24 protein-coding genes are annotated in these 26,505 nt (G+C 67.9%); 2 read left to right on the forward strand and 22 right to left on the reverse strand.

The genetic code is table 11. The features are described from left to right. From VIW71_RS02630 to VIW71_RS02705, 16 genes are all read right to left on the reverse strand, one after another. Positions 1-541 (reverse strand): potassium-transporting ATPase subunit KdpA (locus VIW71_RS02630; RefSeq protein WP_331620232.1); only part of this gene is annotated, 541 nt, incomplete at its 3' end. Beyond that, complete coding sequence (gene kdpF / locus VIW71_RS02635; RefSeq protein ID WP_331620233.1) at positions 538-630, reverse strand: K(+)-transporting ATPase subunit F; 93 nt, start codon at positions 628-630, stop codon at positions 538-540. The genes VIW71_RS02630 and kdpF, both read right to left, overlap by 4 nt. Before the next feature lie 141 nt (positions 631-771). Beyond that, entirely contained in the window at positions 772-1,479 is a 708-nt protein-coding gene (locus VIW71_RS02640) for a thioesterase II family protein (RefSeq protein ID WP_331620235.1), read from the reverse strand. Between the two features lie 13 nt (positions 1,480-1,492). Beyond that, entirely contained in the window at positions 1,493-2,764 is a 1,272-nt protein-coding gene (locus VIW71_RS02645) for an APC family permease (protein WP_331620236.1), read from the reverse strand. Continuing rightward, positions 2,761-3,486, reverse strand: a complete 726-nt coding sequence (locus VIW71_RS02650; protein WP_331620238.1) for a thioesterase II family protein — start codon at positions 3,484-3,486, stop codon at positions 2,761-2,763. Before VIW71_RS02650 ends, VIW71_RS02645 begins: the two co-directional genes overlap by 4 nt. Further along, a complete protein-coding gene (locus VIW71_RS02655) occupies positions 3,483-4,715 on the reverse strand; it encodes a cytochrome P450 (protein ID WP_331620239.1) in 1,233 nt (410 codons plus the stop codon). The genes VIW71_RS02650 and VIW71_RS02655 overlap by 4 nt, the downstream gene beginning before the upstream one ends. After that, positions 4,702-4,935 (reverse strand): acyl carrier protein, encoded by a 234-nt coding sequence (locus VIW71_RS02660; protein ID WP_331620240.1) that lies wholly within the window; start codon positions 4,933-4,935, stop codon positions 4,702-4,704. The genes VIW71_RS02655 and VIW71_RS02660 overlap by 14 nt, the downstream gene beginning before the upstream one ends. Continuing rightward, complete coding sequence (locus VIW71_RS02665; RefSeq protein ID WP_331620241.1) at positions 4,932-6,416, reverse strand: AMP-binding protein; 1,485 nt, start codon at positions 6,414-6,416, stop codon at positions 4,932-4,934. The genes VIW71_RS02660 and VIW71_RS02665 overlap by 4 nt, the downstream gene beginning before the upstream one ends. Continuing rightward, complete coding sequence (asnB, locus tag VIW71_RS02670; RefSeq protein WP_331620243.1) at positions 6,350-8,125, reverse strand: asparagine synthase (glutamine-hydrolyzing); 1,776 nt, start codon at positions 8,123-8,125, stop codon at positions 6,350-6,352. Before asnB ends, VIW71_RS02665 begins: the two co-directional genes overlap by 67 nt. Before the next feature lie 4 nt (positions 8,126-8,129). Then, on the reverse strand, positions 8,130-9,866 hold the full coding sequence (locus tag VIW71_RS02675) for a non-ribosomal peptide synthetase (protein WP_331620244.1): 1,737 nt from the start codon (positions 9,864-9,866) through the stop codon (positions 8,130-8,132). 101 nt (positions 9,867-9,967) lie between these two features. Then, positions 9,968-10,732: an SDR family oxidoreductase gene (locus tag VIW71_RS02680; protein ID WP_331620245.1), complete on the reverse strand. Its 765-nt coding sequence runs from the start codon at positions 10,730-10,732 to the stop codon at positions 9,968-9,970. A 38-nt stretch (positions 10,733-10,770) separates the two neighbouring features. Next, the gene (locus VIW71_RS02685; protein ID WP_331620246.1) at positions 10,771-11,568 is read right to left on the reverse strand and encodes a fumarylacetoacetate hydrolase family protein; all 798 of its coding nucleotides are present in this window, start codon (positions 11,566-11,568) and stop codon (positions 10,771-10,773) included. Positions 11,569-11,672: 104 nt separating this feature from the next. Continuing rightward, complete coding sequence (locus VIW71_RS02690) at positions 11,673-12,722, reverse strand: hypothetical protein (RefSeq protein ID WP_331620247.1); 1,050 nt, start codon at positions 12,720-12,722, stop codon at positions 11,673-11,675. A 321-nt stretch (positions 12,723-13,043) separates the two neighbouring features. Further along, positions 13,044-13,826 carry an alpha/beta fold hydrolase gene (locus tag VIW71_RS02695; protein WP_331620248.1) on the reverse strand — a complete coding sequence of 261 codons (783 nt, stop codon included), beginning with the start codon at positions 13,824-13,826 and terminating at the stop codon, positions 13,044-13,046. Positions 13,827-13,867: 41 nt separating this feature from the next. Next, positions 13,868-16,807, reverse strand: a complete 2,940-nt coding sequence (locus VIW71_RS02700) for a condensation domain-containing protein (RefSeq protein ID WP_331620250.1) — start codon at positions 16,805-16,807, stop codon at positions 13,868-13,870. Between the two features lie 329 nt (positions 16,808-17,136). Continuing rightward, positions 17,137-18,447: an MFS transporter gene (locus VIW71_RS02705; RefSeq protein WP_331620252.1), complete on the reverse strand. Its 1,311-nt coding sequence runs from the start codon at positions 18,445-18,447 to the stop codon at positions 17,137-17,139. 971 nt (positions 18,448-19,418) lie between these two features. Here VIW71_RS02705 and VIW71_RS02710 point away from each other — a divergent pair. Both VIW71_RS02710 and VIW71_RS02715 read left to right on the forward strand, forming a co-directional pair. Next, positions 19,419-19,610 (forward strand): hypothetical protein, encoded by a 192-nt coding sequence (locus tag VIW71_RS02710; RefSeq protein ID WP_331620253.1) that lies wholly within the window; start codon positions 19,419-19,421, stop codon positions 19,608-19,610. Between the two features lie 46 nt (positions 19,611-19,656). Continuing rightward, positions 19,657-20,382, forward strand: a complete 726-nt coding sequence (locus VIW71_RS02715) for a DUF2637 domain-containing protein (RefSeq protein WP_331620254.1) — start codon at positions 19,657-19,659, stop codon at positions 20,380-20,382. Between the two features lie 562 nt (positions 20,383-20,944). Here VIW71_RS02715 and VIW71_RS02720 read toward each other — a convergent pair. The 6 genes from VIW71_RS02720 to ctaD form a co-directional block, all read right to left on the reverse strand. Continuing rightward, positions 20,945-21,598, reverse strand: a complete 654-nt coding sequence (locus VIW71_RS02720; protein ID WP_331620255.1) for a phosphoribosyltransferase — start codon at positions 21,596-21,598, stop codon at positions 20,945-20,947. 118 nt (positions 21,599-21,716) lie between these two features. Then, positions 21,717-23,066, reverse strand: coding sequence for an erythromycin esterase family protein (locus VIW71_RS02725; RefSeq protein ID WP_331620256.1), 1,350 nt, complete (start codon positions 23,064-23,066; stop codon positions 21,717-21,719). After that, positions 23,063-23,806, reverse strand: coding sequence for a dienelactone hydrolase family protein (locus tag VIW71_RS02730; protein WP_331620269.1), 744 nt, complete (start codon positions 23,804-23,806; stop codon positions 23,063-23,065). Before VIW71_RS02730 ends, VIW71_RS02725 begins: the two co-directional genes overlap by 4 nt. A gap of 95 nt (positions 23,807-23,901) precedes the next feature. Further along, on the reverse strand, positions 23,902-24,078 hold the full coding sequence (locus tag VIW71_RS02735; protein WP_331620257.1) for a hypothetical protein: 177 nt from the start codon (positions 24,076-24,078) through the stop codon (positions 23,902-23,904). A 128-nt stretch (positions 24,079-24,206) separates the two neighbouring features. Continuing rightward, a complete protein-coding gene (locus tag VIW71_RS02740; protein ID WP_331620258.1) occupies positions 24,207-24,602 on the reverse strand; it encodes a cytochrome c oxidase subunit 4 in 396 nt (131 codons plus the stop codon). Then, positions 24,599-26,314 carry a cytochrome c oxidase subunit I gene (gene ctaD, locus VIW71_RS02745; protein ID WP_331620259.1) on the reverse strand — a complete coding sequence of 572 codons (1,716 nt, stop codon included), beginning with the start codon at positions 26,312-26,314 and terminating at the stop codon, positions 24,599-24,601. Before ctaD ends, VIW71_RS02740 begins: the two co-directional genes overlap by 4 nt. Between the last annotated feature and the right edge of the window lie 191 nt (positions 26,315-26,505).

A 26,505-nucleotide genomic window follows, 5' to 3' on the forward strand; every position in this document is an offset into this window, starting at 1 on the left:
CCATCGGCAGCAGCAGCCGCACCACGACCCGGGTCAGATCCACCCAGAAGTTGCCCACCCGGTCGGTCTGTTTGCGGGTGAACCCGCGGATCAACGCGGCGACGATCGCGATGCCCACCGCCGCGGACACGAAGTTCTGCACCGCCAGGCCGGCCATCTGCACCAGATGGCCCATCGCAGACTCACCCGAGTACGACTGCCAGTTGGTGTTGGTGATGAAGGAGGCCGCGGTGTTGAACGCCTGGTCCGCCTTGACCGGCTTCATGCCCAGCGACAGCAGCAGATGGTTCTGCAACCGCAGGAACGCGTACAGGAACAGCACGCCGACCGCCGAGAACGCCAGCACGCTGCGCAGATACGCCGTCCACTTCTGGTCGGCGTCCCCGTTCACCCCGCCCAGCCGGTACGCGGCCTTCTCCACCCTCCAGTGCCTGGGAGAGGTCAGGAGGTGGGCCATGTAGTCGCCCAGCGGCCGGTACGACAGCGCCAGCGCCCCGACCAGCGCCAGGATCTGGAGCCAGCCCGCGAGGGTCTCGTTCACTGGAACTTCTCCGGGAAGATCAGGGCCAGCACCAGGTAGCCCACCAGCAGGACGGCCACCGCCAGGCCGACGACGTTCTCGGCACTCACAGCTTCTCGACCCCCTTGGCCACCAGCGCGAGCACGGCGAACACCACGACGGTGAGGACGACGAAAGCCAGGTCTGGCATGAACGAGACACCCCGACAGGAGATGAGGACGTGGCCGCGGGTCCGTACCGTGGGACAGCTCCTAGGTGAAGCCGTCCCGAATCCCGCGGAGCCAGGACGTGCAGGCGGGTGACCGAAGGAAGTCCGAATGGCCGCCCGGAAAGACGCGCAGCGAGAACACGCCGTCCGTGGAGTGCTCCCACTCGCGGACTCCGGCGTCCGACGTCAGCGGATCCGCGTCTCCGCGTACCGCGAGAATGGGACAGTGAACGCCGGTGGACGCGGCGGCGTCGAACTGCCGCAGCAGGCGCAGGTCGTGTACTGCCGTCTCGACAACGACCTCTCGCCAGTCATCCGACGGTGCGTCGGCCAGCGCGCCGGGATCGACGCTGTCCAGGTACGTCGCCGCGTCCGAGAGCGTGCCCGTGGCCTGCTCCGACACCTCAAGCCGCCCGGGGGCGGAGGCGCCGACGGCCACCAGTGCCGAGACCCCGATGCCGGCGTCCTGCAGTCTCAACGCGGTCGCGTACGCCACGTAAGCACCGAAACTGTGTCCGAACAGCACGGGCCGTGCGGGCGCCCGACGGGCTATCTGCTCGGTGCAGGCCCGCACGACCCCGTCGAATGACTCGGCCGGGACTCCGAAGTCTTTTCCGTAACGCCCCGGATACTTGACGAGCCAAGCCGCGGGTTTGAGTGCGTCCACCAGGAGTTGGAACTCCCTGCCGAAAGAACCGGCGCCGGGAAAGAACACGGTGCTGGGCGTGAGGTCGTTCGTCGTGGTCTCCACAAGATCTCCCTGCTCAGCTGTCCACGCGCCGGCGTCCGACGGTCGACGGCCGGCGACCGAGCGTTGCGGTTCCGAGCCAGACGACGGCGAACAGGGCCCAGCACAACCACATGGGCGGTCCGGCCAGGAGGGTCACAGAAACGACCGTCACGGCACACATCACGCTGATGACCCGTGCCATGTCCCCCCGGGCCAGCTTCGCGAACGAGGCCGCACCGATCCCGTACAACACGAAATAGATTCCGCCGGACAGAATGAACAGGGCCTCGAACGGGACGAGGCCGCTCGACCCCAGGATCGCGATCAGCGTCAATGTCGATCCGACCGTGATCACGGACGTCACCGGGTTGCGGTCCCGCTCGCGCACCCTGCTCAGCAGGGCGGGCAGATACCCACTTCGTGCCATGCCGAACACCAGCCGGGACAGCGCCAGGACCGAAGCGAAGACGTTCGCCGTGATGGGGGCGACAACCAGCAACAACGTGGCCGGACGTCCCAGATTTCCGAGCGACCGCTCTGCGAGGATCAGCAACGGAGCCGAATCCAACACCTTGTCGCCGGGATTCACGGCCGCGAACAGGCCCAGCAGCACCAGCGCGTACAACGCCACCACGATCAGGTAAGAGGCCGCGAAGATGCGCGGTATGACATCCGGACGCTTGTGCTCCTCAAAGGTGAAAGCCACCGTCTCCCAGCCGGTGAACGCGACATAGACGGCGGTGAGCACGCCACCCAGCCTGCTGAACCTGGGTAGTTCGGTACTCGGCGCCGTCAGGCCATGCGCGCTCAGAGCGACCACCGCGGTACACATGACCAGAGCGAACAGACCCAGGATCAAGGTCACCTGCAGCTTGCCCGAGACATTCGCTCCCAGGCACGCGACCACGGTGGCGCCTCCGAGGACAACCGCCGGGAACGCCCACGCCAGGCTTCCGGCGCCGGAGAACTCCGCGACGTAGCGTCCCCCGGTGATTGCCGTCGCCGGAATTCCGGTGACCAGCGCGAACGTCGCCAGCAGCCCGGCAGCACGCCCGACGGCCGGCCCGAGGGCGATCTCGGAGTAGTGGGCAACCCCGGAGGCCGAAGGATGGCGCCGGCCGAGCCATGCATAGCAATACAGCAACGGTATGACGGACAGAGCCGCGACGGCCCACGGCATCCACGCGGATTTGCCCAGTTCGTGGTAGCTCGTGCCGGGCAGGATCATCATGCCGCTGCCCAGGATCGTGGACAGCGCCACGAACGTGCCGACGGCGCCACCCATCGACTTCTGGAGATTGGTCACGCCACCTCCGCTCGCGCGGATGCCCTGACGGAGTCGATGGCGCGCTCGAGTACTCCGATCAGCGCTTCGTCGAGCGAATGACCTCCCTTGGTGATCGTCAGCTGGAACTCTCCCGATACCCGGTGCCGCCAGGGGGCGCACTGTTCAGGCGGGATGAACACGTCACCGCGTGTTGACAGCACGTGCAGGGTTTCGAGGTCGCCGGCCGAGTTGACCCACTCGGCCAGCCGGTCGGCGACCGTGGCGTCCTTCCGCAGGCCGTCTGCGATCTCCGCCAGCATGTCCTCGTCGTCGAGCAAGTCCTGCGGGAATCCGTCGTGCGCCAGCACCTCTGCGACCTCGGCGTCCGAGAACTGCGACATCGTCGGTATTCGTCCGGTGGAGTCCGGGCACGGGGTGTTGATACCCAGCACCCTGACCGGCAGGGCAAGCCCTGACGCGACGCCTTCGGACAGGCGGACCGCGGACAGCCCGCCCATGCAGTGCCCGACCAGGATGACGCGACCCGCAGACGCCTGATCCACGGCACGCCGGATCTCTTCGATGGACTCCGCCTGCCACTCCCCTGACTCGAGGGAGTCGGTGGAAGCCGGGTTCGACATGGCGACGTATGCCATACCGCGCCGGGCAGCGAGCTTCTCCAGCTGTTCAAGGGTGGTACCGCCGGAACCGGCAGCGGGAAAGGAGGCGATCAGGTCTGTTGTGCCGGCGGGCTTGGTCATGCGCCGAGGTCCTTGGATTTGACCACCTCGACCTGCAGTTCGGTCAGCCCCAGCATGAAGTTGGAGTGCAGCCGCTGGGGCGTCTCCACCACGGCGAATGCCTTGCCCCAGGAAGCCAGTTCCTCGATGAGCGTCTGGATCTCCAGTGTCGCCGCCGGCGCACCGATGCAGCGGTGGACACCCGCGCCGAAAGCGAGCTGTTTGTTGTTGGGCCGGTCGATCACGAACGAATCGGGGTGCTCGAACACCGAGGAGTCCCGGTTCGCCGACATGTTCCACAGCGTGACGAAACTGTCGGCCGGGATGACATACCCGCCGACGGCGAAGTCGGTCACCGTGAGCCGCTGCACGTAGCTGTTGGTCGAGGTCCATCTCAGGAACTCCTGGGTGGCCACCTCACAGGACACGTCGCCGTCGATCAGCTTCTGCCACTGCGAACGCTCACGGTGGATCGTGTCGACGGTCAGGCTCGCCGTGTGCGGGGTGGTCTCGTTTCCGCCGACTGCCACGTTCAGCCCGTTCAGCAGCGCGACGTCACGTGATATCTCGCCCCGTGTGACGCACTGGGCGAGGAAGCCGATCATGTCATCGTCGGCCCCGGACCTGATGCGCTGCTCGATCAGGTCGTCGATGAAATCGAGGACTTCGAGTTGCGCGTCGACAAGCGAATCAAGAGGAGAGGTACCGACATATGCCTCGTCACGATAACCTATCATCGTCCGCGTGGCTTCCAGGAGCACGGTGGCGTCCTTCGAGCCGATACCGAAGAGGACTTCCAGCACTCCCTTCGGGAGCTCCGGCGCGATGACCTTGCTGAAATCGAGGCGATCACCGACCGACAGTTCGGCCAGGGCGTTGCGTATGTTCCGGCGGACTGTCCGACCGGTCCTCTCAAGCATGGTCCGGTTGAACCCGCTTGCCTTGATCGGCTTCTTGATGGCCGTGTGCGCCGGCTGGTCGGCCACGATCAGCATACGGCCGGAGGCGGAGTCCTTCTGCGGACGGTACGAACCGTCAATCATCGTTCCGTACGACGAGCTCAGACGGATGTGGTCGACGTAGGCCGCGTACACGTCGTCGTAGCGTGTCAACGCGTAGAACTCGTAGCCGTCCGACCTGCGGTGGATCGACACCGGGTTGTTCTCCCGGAGGTCGGCCAGGTATGCCCACGGGTCGCCGACGGCAAAGAAATCCGCCGAGTAGAGCGGGCTGTCCTCAACGACCAGCATTCTCTGCTCCGATCAATTCGGCGATGCCTGCCGGAGTCCGTCCTCCGAAGAACACGTGTCCGGGAACCTTGACGCCGGTCTGCTGCTTCAGCAGTGCCCGGCACCGTAACACGGCCAACGAATCGACCCCGGCGGAGAATATATCCGTGTCCTCCGCGATATCGCGATTCAAAACCTTCCGCACACATTCGATGATCATGGCTGCCGAAATGTCGGTCATCCCTCTCCGCCCTTGTCTGTAGCGACGTACTGGTCCATCAGGGAGGCGGTATCGACTTTCCCACCGGATTTCGTCGGGAACCGCTCCACCAGCTGCACCCCGATCGCGGGCGAGAACCTCTTCACGACGGACTCGATCCGTGATCGAGCGGTCAGATCCGTCGACAATTCGGGGCCGGCTCGCACGAAAGCGACCGTGTGCGGCCCGTTCTGGACGACCCGGCAGTCGAACACGTCCGGCAGGCCTGTCACCTGGTGCTCCAGGGCAGCGGCGTCGACCCGCATCCCGTTCACCTTGATCTGACTGTCCAGCCGCCCGGCGAACACGAGATTTCCGTCGTCGTCCACTCGCACCACGTCGCCGGTCCGGAACGATGGCTGCCCGTCGCCGGTGTGGAACCGGCGGGCGAGGGCGCCCTTCTCGATGTAGCCAAGGCAGACGAACGGGCCGGCGACCACGAGCTCACGGGAGTCGATCACTCGCTCGCCCAGGTCCTGCAGACTTTGGTGACACCCGTCCAGCGGCTTGCCGATCGGGATGGCCGCGGACGTGAGGCTCTCGGGCAGTTCGTACTTGTGGGTGGCGAACGTCGCCTCGGTTGGGCCGTAGAGGTTGACGAACCGGTTCTTCAGGCCGGCCTGTCGAGCCTGATGGTACGTCGACACCTGGAACTGCTCGCCGCCGCTGAACAGCCACGGAATGTCGGCGACACACGCGGGAACGGCCCCGATGATCGTGGCGACAACGGCAGCGGGCAGCAGCAAGCGGTCGATGCGGTATTTCTCGGCGAGTTCCGGCCAGGCGAACACGTCCTCGTTCACATTCGGCAGGCAGACGACGGTTCCACCCGCCGAGACCGTCCGCCAGGTGTCGAACCACCAGCCGTCGTACGTAGGGGTGGCGAAGCTGCCTGAGGTCAGTCCGTCGGTCACCGGCACGTCCAGGTCGCGGCAGTCGAAGAGCGCCAGCAGGTTGCCGCGGGTCACGCCCACGGCCTTCCGGCTGCCGGTACTTCCGGAGGTGAAGTTGACCGCGACGACCTCGGCGGGGATCCGAGTCTCCGGGAGCCGCCGGTCCGACAGCCCGACCCGCTCGACTGCCGAGGTCCGACCGACGGAGACGGCCAGGGTGAGATCAGGCCGGACGTGGTCGATCTCGCTCGGTCCGAGGTTGCCGTCGTCGGCCACGGCGACACATCCGGCTCGCCAGGCTGCCAGCTGACCTGCGAAGCAGCCCAGCTTCGAACCGGACCGGACTCTCGTCACACGGACCCCGCCGTGATCGCGAATCGCCTCCTCGATGGCCGAGGCCAGCTCCCCGACCTCCTCCCAGCTGTACTCGGTGTCGTTCTCGACCCACAGCGTTCCGGAGGATCGCCACCGCTCGCCATGGATCAGGTCGCTCCAAGCGTCAGTCATAACCGCAACCCCAGCTCGTCGATCACCATGCTGATACTGATCAAACTCAGACGGACGTCCCACTTGTCCGGCGTACGATCGGCGCCCAGTCCGTCGAGGGAATCCGGCAGGAAAATGCCGCTGGCCTCGACGAGGTCCCGCCAGTTCGAGAGCATCCGGTCATCCGCTACCGCGGCCAGTCCATACGCTGTGAATCCCTGCTTCGCGCGCTGCAGCACCGGTCGCGGGACGATACCGGCGTATGCCGCCTTCAGACAGGCCTTGCCCTCGAAGTCCGCCACCTTGTCGTCGTCCCCGACGCCCAATGCGAGTGAGACCATCGAGTTCCCGAGGAATGGGTAGCGGCCCTCCACGGAGTTCGCCATGAGCATCGCGTCACCGTGGTCACCGAGCAGGTGACCACCCAACTGCACGTACACGTCGGCGATCGACCGGAGCTGCATCTGGGTCAGTCCGGTGATCTCCTGGTCGGCGAACGGAATCAGCCGGTCCCGCCAGAACTCGTTGCCGGACAGGGCGGCCACGGCCGAAGAGGTGAGGCAGAGCTCTCGCCGACGAGCCAGCTTGTTCCAGTCGACCTCCCAGCCGAAGTCCGCCCTGCCCCACGCCTGTTCGTTCTCGGAGTGGCTGTCCCGGGGTTTCCTGCGCGCACCGTCGAAGGCGTAGGAGTCATAGCCGAAGAAGAGCTCGTCGGCCCCTTCACCGGATATCACGCCCTTGAGCCCGGTGAGACGAACCTCGCGCGAGAGCATCAACGCCGCGACGTTGTACGTCTCACGCTGCGGATAGCAGCAGTGGCGCACCATTTCCTCGAACTCCGAGGCAATGTGCGCAGGACTGCAGCGGATCTGGTGGTGTTCGCTGCCCACGGCCTCCGACACCTCGCGCTGGAATCGTCCCTCGTCCAACGCGACGTCGTCGAACAGCACCGAGAAGGTTCTCGTCGGCTTCTCGAGAACGCGAGCCGCCTCCATCACGAGCGCAGTGGAGTCGAATCCGCCGCTCAGATAGGCACCGATCTCGACGTCGGCGCGCAGGCGGTCACGCACCGAGGACCGCAAGGTGTCCCGGATCTCCTCCGCCGTGACAGAGTGCTCCGCCACCGCGAACTCCCCGTACCTCCAATAGCGAATGGTCTCCCGGGTGTCCTCGCCGAACCGGACCACGCACCCTGGTGGAACGGTGTGAACTTCCTTCACCAGCGTTCGTGGTGCGACGATGTTGCCGAGCGACAGGTATTGGTCGACAGCGCTGATGTCCAACCGCCACACGTTCGGCACACACTTGACCAGCGGCTTCAGTTCGGAGCAGAAGTGCACATGCGAATCGAGGACTGTGTAGTACATGGGGCATATACCGAAGCGGTCCCGTCCCAGATACAGGCTGTTCTCGGCCCGGTCATAAATGGCGGTGGCGAACTGTCCATCGACACGTTCGAGGCCCGCAGGTCCGTAACGTGCGAAGAGTTCCGGGATCACCGCCACGTCGACCCTGTTCCCGGACCGGTGCTCCCCGAGGCGCTCCTGGAGGTCCCCGTAATTGAATACCTCCCCGTTGGTCATGGCTACGAACCTGCCGCTGAGGTCCTCCGCCGGCTGCCAGCCGTCCTTCAACGCGGTCATACCGAGACGACCGAGTTTCATCGACAGCGTGGGCGTGCTCAGGGAGTAGGTCTCGTCCGGTCCACGATGGACCAGACGGGAGTGCATCGCCGCGGCGACAGCGCGATTCAGGGTTCCGTCCGGCGCGAAGGTCCCGCACAGGCCGCACATCGCGCTACACGCTCCGTTCCTGCAGTCGGTCGGCGAGGACCCGCAGGTTCTCCGCCTTCAGCACGTCCCGAACCCCGACGTCGGCCCAGCCCAGCTCCTTCAACTTGTTGACCAGCACGACAGCCGATGCCGAGTCGCCGCCCACGTCGAAGAAGTTGTCATCCAGCTCGGCATCGCTGATCCCGGTCAGGCTGCGCACGAGGTGCAGCACCTGCAGGCTCGGCGAGGCCGGCTCGTCCTGGGCGCCGGGCGCCCGACGGCTCGTCTGGAGAGCGTCCCGGTCGACCTTTCCGTTGGGGGTGTAGGGAAACACGTCGATGCGTGTGAGCACCGAGGGGATCTTGTACGGGTCGAGGATGCTCTCAAGATGGCGGCGCACGGATCGAGGATCGAGGTCACTCTGGTAGTAGCAGACAAGAGCATCCAGGTCGGAGGCGTCCGCACCGTCGTGGGCCTCGGCCACGACCACCGCGTCCCGGACCGAATCGAGTCGGCACACCGCGTTCTCGATCTCACCGGGATCGAGTCGGTAGCCCCGGACCTTCACCTGCCGGTCCAGTCGTTCGACGAAGTGGAGCTGCCCGTCGCGGAGTTCGACGACATCGCCGGTGCGGTAGGCGCTCGCCGCACCGGTCCGGCCGAACGGCTGCACGCCGTGCTCGGTGAGATAGCCGGCCGCCACACTGTTACCGGTGATGACGAGTTCACCGCGGCGGACCGCACCTTCCGCCACCGCGGTTCCGGTCACGTCGTCCGCGGCGTCCGCGTCGTCCGCATCGCGGATGTAGTATCCGCAGTCGCCCACCAGTTCGCCGAGCGGCACCGACTCCCGGCAGTCGCTCGGATCGAGCGCACCGCTGAGGAGGTTGCACACGGTGGTCTCGGTGAGTCCGTACGCGTTGTGGAAGCTCGCCACCGCGGACCACTTCTGGATCGTCGAGAGCCGGCAGGCCCCGCCCCCGTTGATCACATGCTCAAGGCGCATCGCACCCGTGGGTTCAGTCATCGTCAGCGCGAAGGGTGTCGTCTTGAGGTGCGTGATCCCGAACCGCTCCAACGTGCTCTGCAGCACGGCTCCCGGCGCCAGGTGTGCTTCGTCGAGCACCACCAGGCGTGCGGCCGCGGTCAACGTCCAGAAGATCTCGGTGATGCACCCGTCGAAGGTCAGGCGGGCGAACTGCAGCGTCGTGCACCCCGGACCCACGGACAAGCGGTCGACATGGTCCTGGATCACCGAAGCGAGCGGAGCCGTGCGCACGAGGACACATTTGGGCTCCCCGGTGGAACCCGAGGTGTGGATCGCATAGCAGATCTCGCCTTCGGCGAAAGGGAATCCGGGCAGCGGCTGGTCCTGGTCGGCGGGCGGGCGGTCCGCGTGGCACCACTCCGCCGGCACCTCGGCGAGGTGCACCGGGCCGTCGCCCGCGGAGGCTCGAGCCAGCAGTCTGACGCCGAGCAATCGGACCTTGTCAGAGTTCGACGACGCACTGTCACGACTGTCGATGATGACGAACGGGCGCCTGGCCTTCACCGCTCCGACCATGGCCACGACCGCGCCCATACCGCGGCTGCCCTGGATGCCGACGAATTCGCCGGGCGAGGTGCGGGCCTCCAGCCGGCGCGCGAAGTCGTCGACGAGTTCGCCGAACTCCCGGTAGCTGATGGTCCGGTCCGCGGTTTGCAAGGCGTCGCTGTCCGGATATTCGCGCACGGCACGGTCGATGCCGTCCAGGACGGACATTTGCCGAGTCTCCAATGTGCCCTCTCTCCCTGTCGCCTGCCGGGTGCCGTGCCGTGCCGTGCCGTGCCGTGATGGTGCGCGATCGCGTCGCCTCTGGCCGTTCAGATCGACCTGATGTACCCGCCGTCGCAGCGAATTCCTGTTCCGGTGATGTAGGCCGCTTGCTCGCTCGCGAGAAACGACACCAGTTCCCCGACGTCATCCGGTGTGCCGTACCGGCCCACCGGTATCGTTTCCAGCGTCGCCGCCCTCACCGACCCGACGTCCGTCCCGAGTTTTTCGGCGGTGGCCGCGTCGACCGACCGGAGCCGATCGGTGTCGATCTTGCCGGGAAGCACGTGGTTGACCGTGATGCCGAACCGGCCCACGCTTTCAGCCAGGAGTTTCAGGTAGGACTGCACTGCCGACCTCGCGACGGAGGAAGCGGCCAGGCCACTGATGGGTGTCGACAGCGAACTGGAGGTGATGGCGATGAGGCGACCCCAGCCATTTCGCTTCATCGCGGGCAGACCCGCGGCGACGGCGCTCTGTACCGACAGGAGCATCAGGTCGATCGACTGCTGAAGCTGCGCAGCGGACAGCTGATCCACCGTACCGGGAGCGGACCCGGGGGAGTTGAGCAGGATGATGTCGTAGGGTCCGGTCTCGGCGACCTTGTCGCCGACACCGGCAGGCCTTCGGAAGTCGCACGCGAATGAGGAGTTCCCGGTCCCCGGCAGACTCCGGGCCACTTCAGCGGCCCGACCCTCGTCGGTGCCGGACACCGTCACCGAACTGCCGTAACGCGCCAGGCAGCACGCGATACCGAGGCCTATCCCTCTGGTCCCGCACAACACCAGGGCGCGTTTGCCCTCCAGGCCGTACATGAATTCCCCCAGCCTCGTGGTCGCTGTGTGGCGCCTTGCTACCGAACGGGATGCGTAAGCGTGCCGACGTGCTCCACGACGGCCTGGACCGTGTCCCCGGGGTTGATCACAGCGGCACCAGGAGTTCCCGTACAGATCACCGTGCCCGGTTCGAGCGTCCGTCCCGCGCTGAAATACTCCACGAGATAGCCCAGGTCGTACTTCATGTCCGACGGGGTTGCCGAGGCGATCGTCTGCCCGTTCCGAAGAGTGGCAATGCGGACGGACTTGAGGGTGTCGTCACTGAATTCGTCCAGGGTCACCAGGACCGGACCGACGCTGCAGAAGGTATCGAATCCCTTGGCCCACGGTATGTAGCGGGGATTCTCGCGGATCACGTCCTCCGCGGTCATGTCGAGGACGGCGGTGACGCCCGCCACGACAGATCGCCAGTTGTTGCGGGACACGTTCTTGCACGCGGTTCCGACGATCAGCCCCAGTTCTGCCTCCGCGGTCACGCGCTTCGACTGTGTCGGCAGTTCGATGTGGCCGCCGTTGTCGATAAGGCAGTTGGTCGGTCTCAGGTAGGAACCGGGACCCGAGACGGGCTGCTGGGTTTCCAGATCGTCTGAATGACGCAGATAGTTGAGCCCGGTGCCCCAGATGTCGGTGTCACGATCGGCGACGGTGGCGGCGAGCGCGAGGTCGAAGCTCACGGGGTCGAGGTTGTCCCTGTGCTGTTCGACGGCCTCGGTGAGGTCACGCAGCTCTCGCTCACCCACGATGTCAGCAATTCGAGTGACCTTCTCGTAACCTCGAAGGCTCGTCAGCAGGAGCCACTTGTCGTGGTGGCCCACGGCGATGTCGAACCCGCTTGCAGCCGACCCGATTCTAGCCAATCTCACTGTGCTTCTCCCGTTTGAAGGTCGGTCAGGCCACGGCCTGGTCCCAGTAGTCCGGCTCAGCCGGCGATCCTGCTTGCCGCGGTGTGGAAGTCGGCCTTGCGCGGGCTCTGCTCGGCGATGCTGACCGCAGCTTCCATGAGGCGCGCCGGATCAGTGCCGTACTTCGTGGCCAGTTCTTCCACCAGCGGAAAGAAACCCGAGTGGATGCCGATCACACCACCGAGCACCTGCATGGTGCGGTCCTCACCGATGACATCCATGTTGACCCGGCAGTATTCGGCCAGTTTCGCCAGTTCTTGGTAGTCGAACAGGTCGGCCTCCAAGATCTTGATGATTCCGGCCAGCGATTCGATCGCGGCGTTGCCCGACCCTCGACCGATGCCGTTGAGCGTGCCGTCCACGACCGTGGCCCCGGCCTGGAAGGCGGTGATGCTGTTGATGTTGGCCATGCCGAGGTTGTCGTGACCGTGAAACCCGACAACGGGAAAGTGCTCTTTCACCGCGGTCACATAGCGCTGGACATCGGCGGGAAGCATCGCGCCGTAGGAGTCCACGACATAGACGCCCGTGACGGCTGAACTGACTCCGTCGAGCATGTCGAGCAGTTGATGGACCGGCGTCGCGCTCGATTTCATCAAGTTCAGGTACACCTGACCGCACACATCGGTGGCACGCCGTATGTAGTCGAGATTTTCGGCCACCTTGTCCGGCTCCATGCCGACACGAACGAACGACATCCCTCGGTTGCTCAGCTCCGCGACGGTGTCCAGCCGCGTGAACTCCGGCTGCGCGAACATGCCCCACGGTTTTTTCGTCAGTATCGAATCGGCGATCTCACACCAGCGATTATGGTCGATATTGCCGGGTTTGATCCCGGCCCGCTCCGCCTCAAGTCCGAGTCCGTGGCCGATCTCGATCTTGGAGACCGGGGTTTCGTTGAACCGGGAAAGCAGATGCGTCACGAACCCCTCGTCGAACTGAAAATCGACGGCATAGGAACCGTCGCGGAGCGTGCAGTCGAGCAGCTCCGCATTCGACATTTCCGTGAGCTGGTCTCTTACTAAGGGCATATCGTGCACTCCTCGATCCAAACGCCACTGGAACACACGCGGAATGTGTGGGGACGTAAAGTCAGCGAGATGCCTGGCTGAACACCAGTGAAGTCACGCGCCGCAGGTCAGAGCCGTTACGATTATCTATATTAGACATCTTGGCCAAGAACTTCGCAAGAGGTTCGCACAGGTAGGATCCGGCCAGTTCCGTTTCCGCGGGTACGGGCAACGGACCCATTGACATCTCGTTCCACCTCTCATCCCCGAAGTAGCGAATCAGCTGAAAACCACAAGCTCACTCCCTGAAAGATCCGTACCGTGTCCGGAAAACCGGGTCAGTGCTCCCGTCAATCCGCCGGCCGGCTGATCGGGTCGTCAGTCCGCGCCGGCCAGTGCGGCCCGTGTCAGCCCGGCCAGCCGCAGCAGGCTGTTCCCGGTCCAGATCGAGTGGTGGCTGCCGGGCACAACATGCTCGGTCAGGCCGGTTGCCACCTTGTCCCAGCGCATGTACTGCAGCGGTGACTCGGAGGCGATGAGATGCACCACCCGGCCGTGGTGCGGCTCGGTCACCTCGAATCCGAACGACGCCTCGACGTGCGCGCGGAACACCGCGTAGCGCTCGGCCAGCAGGTCCGCGTCCAACTCCGCCGGCAACGCGCCCGAACTCTCGGCGGCCAGGAAGATCGCTTCACTGGTGGCCTCGTCCGGCTGCCCGGCCAGCACCCGGTCCAGCGCCGTCGGCGGAGCACCCACGGCCGACAGCATGTCGCGTAGGAACCGGCGCGCGATCTCCTTCTCCGGCGGCAGTTCGGCGACCCGGGGCACGCTGACGTCGATCATGATGACCTGCCGGACGCGTGCCCCGGCCGCGGTGAGCCGCCGCGCCATGTCGAAGGCGATGACGCCGCCCAGCGACCAGCCGAGCAGCAGGAAATCGCCGTCCGGCTGGAACTCCCGCAGTGTCTCGGCGTATTCGGCGGACAGAGCGTGCAGTGACCGGACCGGTTCCCGGTCGCCGTCGAAGCCTGGCGCCTCGATTCCGTAAACCGGCTGGTCAGCGCCGAGCAGCCGGGCCAGTTCGAGGTAGGAGTAGGCCGAGCCCGAGCTGGCATGCACGCAGAACAGCGGCGTCGCGGTGCCGTCCGGACTGAGCGGCACGACCCGTTCCATATCAGCCATGAGTATCGGCTCGCTCGCCGTCAGGCGGGCTTGCCTCCCATCTTCTCATCCACCACCGCCGAAACCGCCCGTACGGTGACATTGCCGTACAGCGTCCGGACGCTGAGCTTGATACCGAATCCCTTGTTGATCCGGCTGACCGCGCGCATCGCCTGCAGCGAGTTGCCGCCGACGTCGAAGAAACTGTCCTCGGCGCCCACTCTGGGCAGGGAGAGCACTTCACCGAAGATGCCGGCGATGGACTGCTCCGTCGGCGTGCGGGGCTCGTCGTAACCGTCCTCGTCGGTTTCGGCTTCGACCGGGTCGGGTGCGGCGTCGCCGTGGACCTGGTCGTCCACCCGGCCGAGGAACTCGATCTGCAGGTCCGAGGTCCAGCGCACCAGGTCGCCGCTGCGGTGGACCAGTCGGCCCGGGTGGAACGGGTCGTCGATGAACTTCTCGGCGGTGAGCTCGGGCTGGTTGAGGTAACCCGTTGCCAGACCTCCCGGCTCGCCGCCGATCAGCAACTCGCCGGCCACCCCGCGCGGCACCAGATTCATCGCGCGGTCCACCACGTAGATCTGCCGGTTCACGTGCGGCCGGCCCATCGGCGGGGAGGTCTGCCACTCGATCTGGGGGCATTCGTACTCGACGCAGGCGATCGCCGCCTCAGTGGGCCCGTACAGGTTGACGTAGCGCCGGGTGCCGGTGTTCCACTTGTTGACCAGTTCCGGCGGCAGCCCCTGCGCGTCGGCCGTGACGTACTTCAGGTCCGGGCAGGCGTCGGCGTCGATCACCGACTGCACGGCCCGCGGCAGACCGGCGTAGGTCACCCGCTGGTCGCGGATCAGCGCGGCCAGGCGCTCCGGAGAGGCAGCCTCCTCGGGCGACACGGCGACCACCGTCGCGCCGCTCAGCAGCCCGGTCCACAGCTCGCCCTGGGACATGCCGGAGGACAGCGACGGCAGGTGCAGCAACCGGTCGTCCGGGCCGAAGTCGAAGGTGCGGCGGTAGGCCTCGCAGAAGAACGACACCGCCCGGTGCGCGATCACCACGCCGATGGGCCGGCCGGTCGAGTCGGAGGTGTAGAGGACGCAGGCCGGGGTGTCGGCGGTTGCCCACTCCTCCAGCGGCCCGTCCACCGTGATCGCCTCGACAGCCGGCCAGTCGGTGTCGATCAGCACGGTCTGCCACCCGGTCGACTCGGGCAGCCGCTCCACGATGCCGGAGCGGGTGATCACCAGCGGTGCCGCGGTGTCACCGATCACGAACGCCATCCGGCCGGCCGGAAGCTCCGGGTCGAGAAGGGCGAACGCGGCGCCCGCCTTCAGGATGCCCAGCATGGTCACGTAGGCGTCGAGGTCCCGGTCGATCGCCACTGCGACCACCTGGCCGTGACGCAGGCCCTTGGCCCGCAGGTGGCGGGCGAGCAAGCCGGCCCGCCGGTCGAGTTCGCGGTGGCTCAGCCCGACGCCGTCGCAGACCACCGCGACCGCGTCCGGCTGCCGCCGTGCCACCTCGGCAACCGCGACGTGCAGCGGCTGTCGGCTGTACCCGACCACCTCGCCGCGGCCGATCGAGAGCAGTTGTTCGGCCTCGGCGCCGACCACGATCGGAATCCGCGACAGCGGCAGGCTCGGGTCGGCCGCCGCGGTACGCAGCACCGTCTCCAGATGGGTGAGCATCGCCTCCATCCGCCACCTGTCGAACATGTCCGAGGAGTATTCGGCGTTGGCGCGCAGTGACGAGCCGGTGTCGATGATGTTCAGTGCGATGTCGAACCGGGAGTCGAGTGAGGCCAGCGGCACGAACTCGGCGACCACCTCGGGGAAGCTGAGGTTCTCGCCGGAGTTGCTCTCGCCCAGCAGCTGCACGCTGACCTGGAACAGCGGATTGCGGTCCGGGTCACGTACCGGCTGCACCGCGTCGACCACCTGGTTGAACGACACCTCCTGGTGGTCGTACAGCTCCAGATTGCTGTCCGCGATTCGGTCGATGAGTTCGCTGAAGGTCGGATCGCCCGACAGATCCGAGCGCAGCACCACCATGTTGATGAACATGCCGACCACCGGTTCCAGCTCCGGCTCCGGCCGGCCCAGCATGGGGACTCCGATCGGGATGTCCTCCAGGCCGGTGTAGCGGCTGAGCACCAGGTTGCAGGCGGCGGCGAACACCATGAACATGGACGCGCCGTGGTCGTCGGCGAGTTGCTGGACGATGCCGCGCAGGTCGTCCGGGAAGTCCTTGATCAGGGTCTCACCGTGATGGCTGCCGCCGGTCGGACGGGGCCGGTCGGCGGGCAGCTCCAGCACCGGCAGGTCGGCCAGCGTCTGCTGCCAGAAGGCCAGTTCGTCAGTCAGCGCGTCGCCCTGCAACCGCTCGCGCTGGGACTCGGCGAACTCGGTGTAGTCCAGCTCCAGGTCCTCGAACGCCGGCTCGGTGCCGGAGCAGAGGCTCCGGTAGGCGGTGGACAGTTCCGCGTTCACCACCGCGGCGGACCAGCCGTCGGTGATGATGTGGTGGAACCCCTGGCAGAAGACGTACTCCTCGGCATCCAGCCGGAGCAGCCGGAACCGGCACAGCGGTCCGGTCTCCAGGTCGTACGGCTCGGCTCGCTGCGCATCGATCTCGGCCTGTACCCGCTGCTCGCGCTCGGCCTCGGGCAGCGCACGCAGGTCGGTCACCGGCAGAGGCACCTCGGCCGCCGGAGCCACCACCTGGTAGGGCGTACCTTCGTCGTTGCGGATGGTGACGCGCAGCGACTCGTGCCGCGCCACCACCAGGTTCACGCAGCGCTGCAGCAGGTCCACCCGGAGCGGGCCGTGCAGCCGCCAGACCATCAGGATGTTGTAGGTGGTCTGGCCGGGCGCCAGCTCGTTGAGGAACCACAGCTGCTCCTGAGCGAAGGACAGCCGCCGAACCCGGCCGTCCGACTCCTCGCCCACCCCGGTGGGCAGGTCCCGCCCTGTCCCGATCGTCATGCCGCATCGCCGTACGCGACTGGGGGATGCGGGACAGCAGGAACTGCTGGGCGTAAAAGGCGTCGGCGTCGCCCGCCTGCGCGCGGTCGTCCAGCCAGCCGGCTCGGCCGGCCAGAGATCTCCTCAACCAGGGCACCGGAGTTGACGGCCTGCTCCGGTTCCCCATCCGCCATCGGCGGCTTCAGAGCATGCATGAGTTGCTCCTTCGAGACGCTCAGCCTGCAGCCAGGGTGTTTCTCGGACATATGCTCGGATGTGTAGTGGTACAGCCACGTCATAACAGTGGGGCGGTGGGCACGGCGCAGTAGCCGGCCCGCCGACGGCAGAGGTCAGTCAACCACCGGTGTTGTGGCGGTCGGATCGGTTGTCGGTGCCGGCATCGCACGCAGTCGGACCACCGGCGACATCGCGATCGGCACCAGCATCCCGGCCGAGCAGATTGCCACCAGGGTGAGGCCGGCGCGCAGTCCCATCGCGCCGCCGATGAGGCCGGCGCACAAACCGCCCAGCGCGCCGCCGCCGAAGAGCAAGGTGCGGAAGGCGGCGTTCATCCGGCCCATCAGCGACGGCGGAGTGCAGGTCTGGCGCAGCGAGAGCTGCACCACGTTGGACAGTCCCCCGCCGAAATAGCTGATCAGGAGGGACAGGATGAACATCCCGATCAGCAGCGGCCGGGAACCTCCGGCGAGCGGGATCAGCAGCGGGCCGGCGTAGATGCCCGCCAGCGCCAACCCGTAGACCACGCCGATCCGGTATCGACGGATGAGAGTCTTGGAGACGAGGGCACCCACCAGCGCGCCGACCGAGGAGGCCGAGAAGATCAGGCCGACCGTCGCCGGGTTCAACCCCTTGTCGCGCACGCCGTAGAGCAGGAACAGCGTCGAGACGCAGGTCAGCGAGAAGTTGGTGAACGGAGCCAGCATGGCCAGCGGGCGCAGAATCCGGTCACCGAACACCCACCGCACACCATCGGCCAGTTCCCGGCCGATGTGCCGCCTGCCGGCCGGCGGCGGCGGGTCCGGCTCGGGGGTTCGGATCCATAACAGGCTGGTGAGCGAGGCGAGGTAGGACACCGCATCCACCACCAGCGCGGTGGGCGGTCCGAGCCAGCCGATGATCACGCCGGCCACGCCGGGCCCGGCCACGTCGGTGGTCGACTGGGTGACACCCAGCTTCTGATTGGCCTCCACGTAGCGCTCGGGGTCCTTGACCACACTGGGCACGAAGGACATCCAACTGACGTCGAACAACACCGAGAAGACGCCCACCGCGCAGGCGATCACCAGCAGTCCGGTGACGGACAGGTGGTGGTAGTGCGCCAGCAGCGCCACCGACGCGATCAACAGCATCCGGACGGTGTTTGCCAGGAGCATGATCGGCTTGCGCCGGCTCCGGTCTACCCAGACCCCGAACAGCAGGGCCAGGAACAGGTACGGCACCAACTGCAGGAAGCGCAGCATGCCGACCTGCTCCGGGCTGGCGTTGAAGACGATCACCGCGGTCAGCGGCAATGCCAGGTTGGTGACCTGGGCACCGAACAGCGACAGTGCTTCACCCGACCAGAACTTGAGGAAGTCGGGGTTGTGCCAAAGCGATTCCGGCGAGGCAGCCGGCGGCTCCTTCGCGAGATGCTCGTCCAAAATCTCAGACATCACGCATCACCCTGAGGTCCTGACCGTACAGGGATGCGCCTCGCTCACTGGCTGCGCGGAGAGAATACTCGTGGAGGCCGACGGGATCGAAGTCGCCGGGCGCGGCAGCTCCCAAGGAACGCCGCATTCCCGCACGACAGGGCGTAAGGAATTCTGTGATGAATCTTTTGAGTCGCGAACGTATGCCTCATCACCGCCGAGGCTCACTTCGAAACATGAGCAGCCGTCACCACAAAGCGATAACTTCTGCCATGTTACGTGTTCGGGAAACCTCACCCTAAGCCCCTAAGCTCATTCAACCTGCTGCGCATCCGGTGCGGGAATCGGCTCGGACCGTGAGCCGACATATTTGCAGGTACATGTCGCCGGGAAGTGATCGACACTGTCGTCGCAACTGTGCTGACGCGAGTGTACGTATCCGTGTTCTGAATTGCTAGTAGTCGAGCGGCATGTCATTGTCTTCGCTGGTCAGGGACCGCTTTTGCGTCCAGCGGGCTGATGGGCCGTCACATGAGGGCAGGTGGTGACCGGTGGTTCGGTGCCGCCGCTGTTCTGTTCGCGCATGGGATTTCATCGGGCGCATGCCCTCATCCCGGTCGAACAAGGATAATTGGGCACTGGGGGCCTGTCCGTCGTCCGTGATCTCGCCGACGCGCCGGGCACCCACGCCGCCCGGTTGGCGGAGGAGGGGCGGCGGAAGGAGCCGCCGCCCGGCCGGCGGTGACACCATCCGGCGGGCGGCCCGCTCGGGTCAACTCATACGACATACGGCATATCATCTCTTAGAGATAATGTGTCACCCATGTGCCGCACACCCGGTGGAACAAGGCAGTCGTTGGGGAAGTATGACGACAGCCAAGTTCCCTCCCCGTACGGCGGACCGGCATTCGGGCGGTTCCCGCGCGGAGGCAGGCACTGCGCGGCTCGGGGAGCGGGTGCTCGTGCCCGGTTCGGCTCGCATGTTCGGAGAGAACGCGGGCACCCGGACCGAGCGTGACGGTCAGCAGGCCCCGTTGAGCCACTGTTCCCCGCTGCTGGAGGAATTCCTCGGGGCGATGGGCACGATCCAGGCCGACTTCGTCCGCCGGTTCGACGCCATCGGCTCGGTCGGTTCGCTTTCCGACCGGACGCCGCGGGACCACCATGCCTAGCGGGCCCGATTTCTGGAGCTCCCCGGAGCCTCGGGCGTATGAGGGCATGCCGAGGGCTGCATGGCAGGGGCTGAACGACGGGGCGTACGGCGCCGCGCCGGGTGCGGAGAATGCGCTGACCGATACCGGCATCGGTGTTATCCCCCAACAATGGAATCCCGAGGCCGAGTTGGAACAGCTTCTCGATTCCTTTGACGGGCTGGACGCGGAGCGGGTGGCCGACCAGGCGGGGCCTCCCGGCGCCGCGGCCGAGTGGCAGTCGGACACCATGCGGATCCCCGCGGCCGGGCGAGTCGTCCGGGGGCGTCGCCGGCGGCCACCCGTACGGGTCGCCCGGCTGGTGTCCGTCCAGGTGCTGAGCTTCGCCTCCGCGGCGCTGGCCGCCGCCATCGTCGCCATGGTGAGCGTGCTCAGCGGCGTGATCGCCTATGACCCACTGCGGCTCGTCGCCAGTCCCGGTACCGCGGGCGACCTGGCGGACTGGTGGCCCCTGCTGGTCTACGGGCCGTGGGCGGTGGCCTCGTTGTCGATCCTGCGCGCGGCCCTGCATCGCCGCCGCGCGGTGCATTCCTGGTCGGTCGTACTGCTCTTCTCGGCGTTGGCGGTGGCGCTGTGTGTCACCGAGGCGCCGAAATCGTTCACCGGGTGCGCCGTCGTCGCCCTCCCCCCGGTCGCGGCTCTGGCGTGCTTCCAGCAGCTCGTACGGCAGATCACGCTCACCCTGCCGCCCCGCCAGCCCCACCGCCGTCACTGCGGTAACCATCCGCACTGAGCGCAGGACGCCCCTAGCGGCCGGACACCCCGAGCCCTTCGGCACGGAAAGCCTGGCCCGGGGCGGCGCCAGGCACCCGGGGTGCGGCGCCCCGCGGGGAGGCGACTGTGGCGGAGGCGACACGCGAGGGAAGCAGGCGCGGGAAGCAGGCTAGGTGAACCACCCGAGGGCGCATCGGCCCTGCCCTCGACACGGTTCCACCGGGAGACGTGGGCTCCGGTAACGGGTCAACCATCCGGTACGCCCGCTCGGCAAGAGGGCCCCGTGGCTGCGACCGCACGCGAGCGAGCCCGTGGTTCCCGTACCAGACGCCCCGCACACCCGCGGGCCACGGCTCAGGGCCGGGGGTCGGCGGCTGCGGTTTCGGCGGTACGGGGTCGGGCTCGGGCCACGGGGGCGACGGCGGTACGGGTTCGGGTCCGGGGGGCGGCCCCGGCGTGGGGCCCGGTACCGGCGGCACCGGGTCGGGGTGGGTCGGGTCGGGGTGCCCGGGCGGCTGCGCACTGGTCACGGGATCCTCCAGGACGGAATTCCGCCCGGGGTCGGGGCGAGTCGGGGCGGCTCAGGGCGAGACGCTCAGACCGCGCAGGGTGTCGGTGACCTCGCGGTCGGAGACCTGGCCGAAGTCCTCGTACCACAGGCCCACCGCATGGAAGTTCCGCGGCTGGTGCAGGCAGATCACCTCGTCGGCCTCGTCGCGCAGCGCTTCGGGGGCGCCCGCGGCGCACACCGGGACCGCCAGGATCAGCCGGGCCGGTTGCGCGCGGCGCAGGTGGCGCAGGGCGGCGCGGGCGGTGACGCCGGTGGCGAGCCCGTCGTCCACGAGGATCACGGTCCGGCCCCGTATGTCGGGCGCGGGCCTGCCGTGCCGGTAGGCGTCCTCGCGGCGGTGCAGCTCGGTCCGCTCCCGCGCGACGTCCGGGGCGAGCCGGTCCTCGCTCAGGCCGAGGATCCGCAGGGACTGCTCGTCGAAGAGCGGCGGCTCGTCGTCGGCGATCGCGCCGATCCCGGCCTCCGGCCGCCCGGGTGCGCCGATCTTGCGGACAACCAGCACGTCCAGCGGTGCCCGCAGCGTGCGGGCGACCTCCGCCGCGACGGGGACGCCGCCGCGTGGCAGGGCGAGGACGACCGGGTCGGTGAGGTCGCCGTCGGCCGCCCGGTCCAGAAGCCGGGCGGCGAGCTCCTGTCCGGCTTGGCGCCGGTCGTGGAATCGCATGACCTCTCCTCTTTTCAGCTGGTCGGATGCCTCGGCGGGTCGGATGCCGGTGGGGCCCGAGCTCACGAGCGGGGCCCAGGTCTCGCCTGCCCGCGGGTCCGCCGGCCGGGTCCGCTGCTCACAAGCCCGTGGGCCAGGTCTCCTCCTCGCCGGGCTCGCCGCCGCCCGGTTGCAGCGGGGTCAGCGCCCGGGTGCGGTCGAAGTACAGGAACGCGTCGTAGCCGGCGCCGAGGACGGTGGTGACGTAGTTGCCCCACCGCTCGCGCTCCGGTCGGTACACCACGCCGATCGCCCGGTGGTCGCGGTCCTCGGCGAGCCAGTCCTGGCCGCGGCGGACCGGCCGGCCGTAGTGCGGGCCCGGCGGGAAGACGAAGAGCGCCGAGGTGTCCGGCAGCGCCCGGTGCAGCAGGCTTTCCGTGCTGCCCCCGCGGGCGGCCGGCACCCGCGTCACGCGCGGGCGGGCGCCCCAGCGTTCGGCGGCGGTCACCGTGCCCTCGTACGAGCCGAAGCCGACCAGCACGACGCCCTCCGCCGCGTGGCGTTCGCGTACCAGCTGGCCGAGGTTGAGCAGCCCGGCGTCGGCCAGGTCGGTGGCGCGGGCGTCCGAGACGTGGGTGTTGTGCGCCCAGACCACCGCCTTGGCCTGCGGGCCGTAGTGGTCGATGAGGCGGTCGAGGGTGTCGGCCATGTGCTCGTCACGGATGTTCCAGGACTCCGGGCCGCCGCACACCATGGCCCGGTAGTACCGTTCCGCGTCCGCCAGTACCTCCGCGTTCTGCCGGGCGGTGAACTCGGCGGTCCCGCCGTCGGCCGCCGGCTGCTCGGTGCGGCCGCGTATCCGCTGGAGCAGCGCGAGCACCTCGGGCTCGCGGCCCGACGGGACGAGCCGGGTGGCCTGCGCGTAGGTCTGCGGGTCCTCGGCGTACGGCTCGAAGCAGCGGTACGCCTCCAGGGCCGCCTCCACGTGTTCCGGAGCGTGTTCGCGGAGGTGGTCGAGGATCGCGTGCAGCGACTCCCACAGGGAGTAGACGTCCAGGCCGAAGAAGCCGACCGGCCGGGTGTCCGGCGGCAGGCCGGAGTTGTGCTCGCGCAGCCGGCGGGCGAAGTCGCGCACCTCGGTGTTGGCCCACATCCACGTCGGCCAGCGGCGGAACTGCGCCAGTGCGTCTGCCGGGTCCTCGGGCGCGCCCGGCGCGCCCGTCACCGAGCGATGCACTGCCAGGCAGTCCGGCCAATCGCCCTCCACGGCGACGAACGAGAACCCGCGCTCCTCGATCAGCCGCCGGGTCAGCGTCGCCCGCCACCGGTAGAACTCCGCGGTCCCGTGCGACGCCTCCCCGAGCAGCACGTACCGCGCCTCGCCGACCCGTTCCAGCAGCGGATCGAACGAGTCCGGCCCGGCCAGCGGCACCGCACCGTCCCGGACCTGTTCCAGCTGTGCGTTCGTCTCGGGCAGGACGGATGTCATCGCGCTCCCTCCTCCCTCGCGCCCCGCGTTCCGGCGTCCGCCGCGCCGTGCGCCACCCCGCCGTCCGCCGTATCCCCGGCCGCGCCGCGGGCCGCCTCCTCCACGCCGTACAGGAACCACTCCCGCGCCGCGTTCGCGACCGCCTCCAGAGCGCCGGGTTCGGCGAAGAGGTGGGTGGCGCCGGGGATGACGAGGATCTTGTGGGAGGCGCCCAGGCGGCGCGCCCCGTCCTGGTTCATGCGCAGGACCTGCTCGTCCCGGCCGCCGACGATGAGCAGGACGGGGGCCCGTACCTCGCTCAGCGCGTCGCCGGCGAGGTCGGGGCGCCCGCCGCGGGAGACCACGGCACGCACCCGGTCCGGGCGCCGGGCCGCGGCGACCAGCGCCGCCGCCGCACCTGTACTCGCCCCGAACAGGTCCACCGGGAGCTCGCGGGTCGCCGGCTGCCCGGCGAGCCAGTCGATCGCCGCGGTCAGCCGCCGGCCCAGCAGCGGGATGTCGAAGCGGTGCTCGGCGGTCACCGCGTCCACCCGCTCCTCCTGCTCGGTCAGCAGGTCGAGCAGGAGCGTGCCGAACCCGGCGTGTTGCAGGACCCCGGCCACCGCCCGGTTGCGCGGGCTCAACCGCGAGCTGCCGCTGCCGTGGGCGAAGAGCACCACGGACCGCACCGGCCCGGGAACGACCAGGTCACCGACGAGCGCCGACCCGTCGGCAGTCATGAGAACCGTCTCGGAGACCACCATCACCGTCTCCCTCCGACCGCGCGTCTTTGCTGCCCTCAGGCGTCGGAGCTGCGCCTACCCAGCCCCCCGCGGCGCACACGACCTGCCCCGATTCAGGTCGAGGGGTTGCCGGTGCTGCCCGCGGCGAAGGGCGTGACGGTGAACGTCGTGCCGCACACGGTGATCTGCTGGGGGACGACAAGGGAGAACGTGCTGCCCGGCGGGTGGACCCGCAGCGCGGACGAGCGGAGGACGGCGGAGGGTCGCGACGCCCTGGCCGCCCGGGACACCGTCGGGGAGCGGGAGGGGGGTGCCGGCCGCCGCGAGCGGGCAGATACGGCGTGGCGTCGTAGCCCGAACCGGCACCGGAACCCCACCGCCGCGCCGGAACCCGCCCCGGACCGTGCGGCCCCCGCGTTCACCGGGCCTCCGCGCGGTTGACATGCTCGAAGACGAAGCCCACGACCCCGGGGATCAGCACGCCCAGGCCGATCAGGAACATCCACGGCCCGAGCACCACGCCCAGCGCCGTGAGGGCGGTGCCCGCCGCCGTCACCACGGGATAACCCGTGTCGGGCGGGAAGAAGTCGACCGGTCCCGCGGCGTCCACCACGTCCGCGTCGCCCTCGTCCTGCGGGCCGGAGCCGAGCCGTGCGTACTGGATCCACAGGAAGAAGGCGATCAGCCCGGACATGACGGTGGACACGATCAGCGCCGTGGTACCGGCCGGTTCCAGGGAGGTCCACCGGTAGACGGCCGCGGCGGCGGCGAAGAAGACCGCCACTCCGGTGAACATGATCGCCGAGGCCTTCACTGCACGCCCCTCTTGCCCATGATGGGCGTGTCGTGCCCGCGCTCGGTCTGCCGGTGCCGCAGCGCCTGCGCCGACGCCTCGGGATGGTTGAGGTCGAACGCGGGCGACTCCGAGCGGATGCGCGGCACCGTGAGGAAGTTGTGCCGCGGCGGCGGGCAGGAGGTGGCCCATTCCAGGGAGCGGCCGTAGCCCCACGGGTCGTCCACCTCGACCTTGGCGCCGTAGCGCCTGGTCCGCCAGACGTTGTGGAAGAACGGCAGCGTGGAGAGGCCGAGCAGGAACGCGCCGATCGAGGAGACGGTGTTGAGGGTGGTGAAGCCGTCCGCGGCGAGGTAGTCGGCGTACCGGCGGGGCATGCCCTCCGCGCCCAGACAGTGCTGGACGAGGAAGGTGAGGTGGAAGCCGACGAAGAGGGTCCAGAAGTGGATCTTCCCCAGGCGTTCGTCCAGCATGCGCCCGGTGAGCTTGGGCCACCAGAAGTAGAAGCCGGAGAACATCGCGAACACCACGGTGCCGAACAGCACGTAGTGCAGATGCCCGACGACGAAGTACGAGTCGGTGACCTGGAAGTCCAGCGGCGGGGAGGCCAGCAGCACGCCGGTCAGCCCGCCGAACAGGAAGGTCACCAGGAAGCCGGTCGCCCACAGCATCGGCGTCTCGAACGACAGCGAGCCTCGCCACATCGTGCCGATCCAGTTGAAGAACTTCACGCCCGTCGGAACCGCGATGAGGAAGGAGGCGAGGGAGAAGAAGGGCAGAAACACCGCACCGGTGGCGAACATGTGGTGCGCCCACACCACGGCCGACAGGCCGGTGATGGCCATGGTGGCGCCGATCAGCCCCAGGTAGCCGAAGGCCGGGGAACGGCTGAAGACCGGGAGGACCTCGGAGATGACGCCGAAGAACGGCAGCGCCACGATGTAGACCTCGGGGTGGCCGAAGAACCAGAACAGGTGCTGCCACAGCAGCGCCCCGCCGTTGGCCCCGTCGAAGATGTGCGCCCCGAACGTGCGGTCGGCCTCCAGCCCCAGCAGGGCCGCGGTCAGCACGGGGAAGGCGAGCAGCGCCAGGATCGAGGTGAACAGCACGTTCCAGGTGAAGATCGGCATCCGCAGCAGCGTCATACCGGGGGCGCGCAGGCAGATGATCGTGGTGATGAAGTTGACCGACCCGAGGATTGTGCTCAGGCCGGAGACCACGAGACCCATCGCCCACAGGTCGCCGCCGATACCGGGGCTGAAGACCGGCCCGTTGAGCGGGGCGTACGCGAACCAGCCGAAGGCTGCGGCGCCGCTGTCGGTGAGGAAGCCGGAGACCACCATGAGGCCGCCGAACAGGAACAGCCAGTACGTGTAGGCGTTGAGGCGGGGAAAGGCGACATCGGGCGCGCCGAGTTGGAGCGGCATGATGGAGTTCGCGAAGCCGACGAAGGTGGGCGTGGCGAAGAGCAGCATCATCACGGTGCCGTGGACGGTGAACAGCTCGTTGTAGCGCTGCTGGGAGACGACCTGGAGCCCCGGGCGGGCGAGTTCGGCGCGCATGACCATGGCCAGCGCACCGCCGAAGAGGAAGAAGCCGAACCCGGTGACCAGGTACATGTTCCCGATGGTCTTGTGGTCGGTCGTGGTCAGCCAGCCGGCCAGCTTCCGGCCCCTGGCCGACCTGCCCGCGCGTGCGCCGGACGGACCTGGTCGGCCCTCGACTGCCGTCATCCGCTCCTCCAGGTGCCACCGGGCCGCCCGGCGTTCGTCCGCGTCGTCCCGGTTTCCCGGTTTCGCCGTCTTTCGGCATCCTGGGCGATGAGCGGGCGGGCGAGCGGGGGGCACGCGGAGAAACCCCGCCAGAAGCAGGCATTCAGCCGTGCGGGTGAGAGGGGACGGAGGGCGGCGGGAGGGGGCCGGGT

This window comes from Streptomyces sp. (assembly GCF_036524955.1).
Classification (GTDB): Bacteria; Actinomycetota; Actinomycetes; order Streptomycetales; family Streptomycetaceae; genus Actinacidiphila.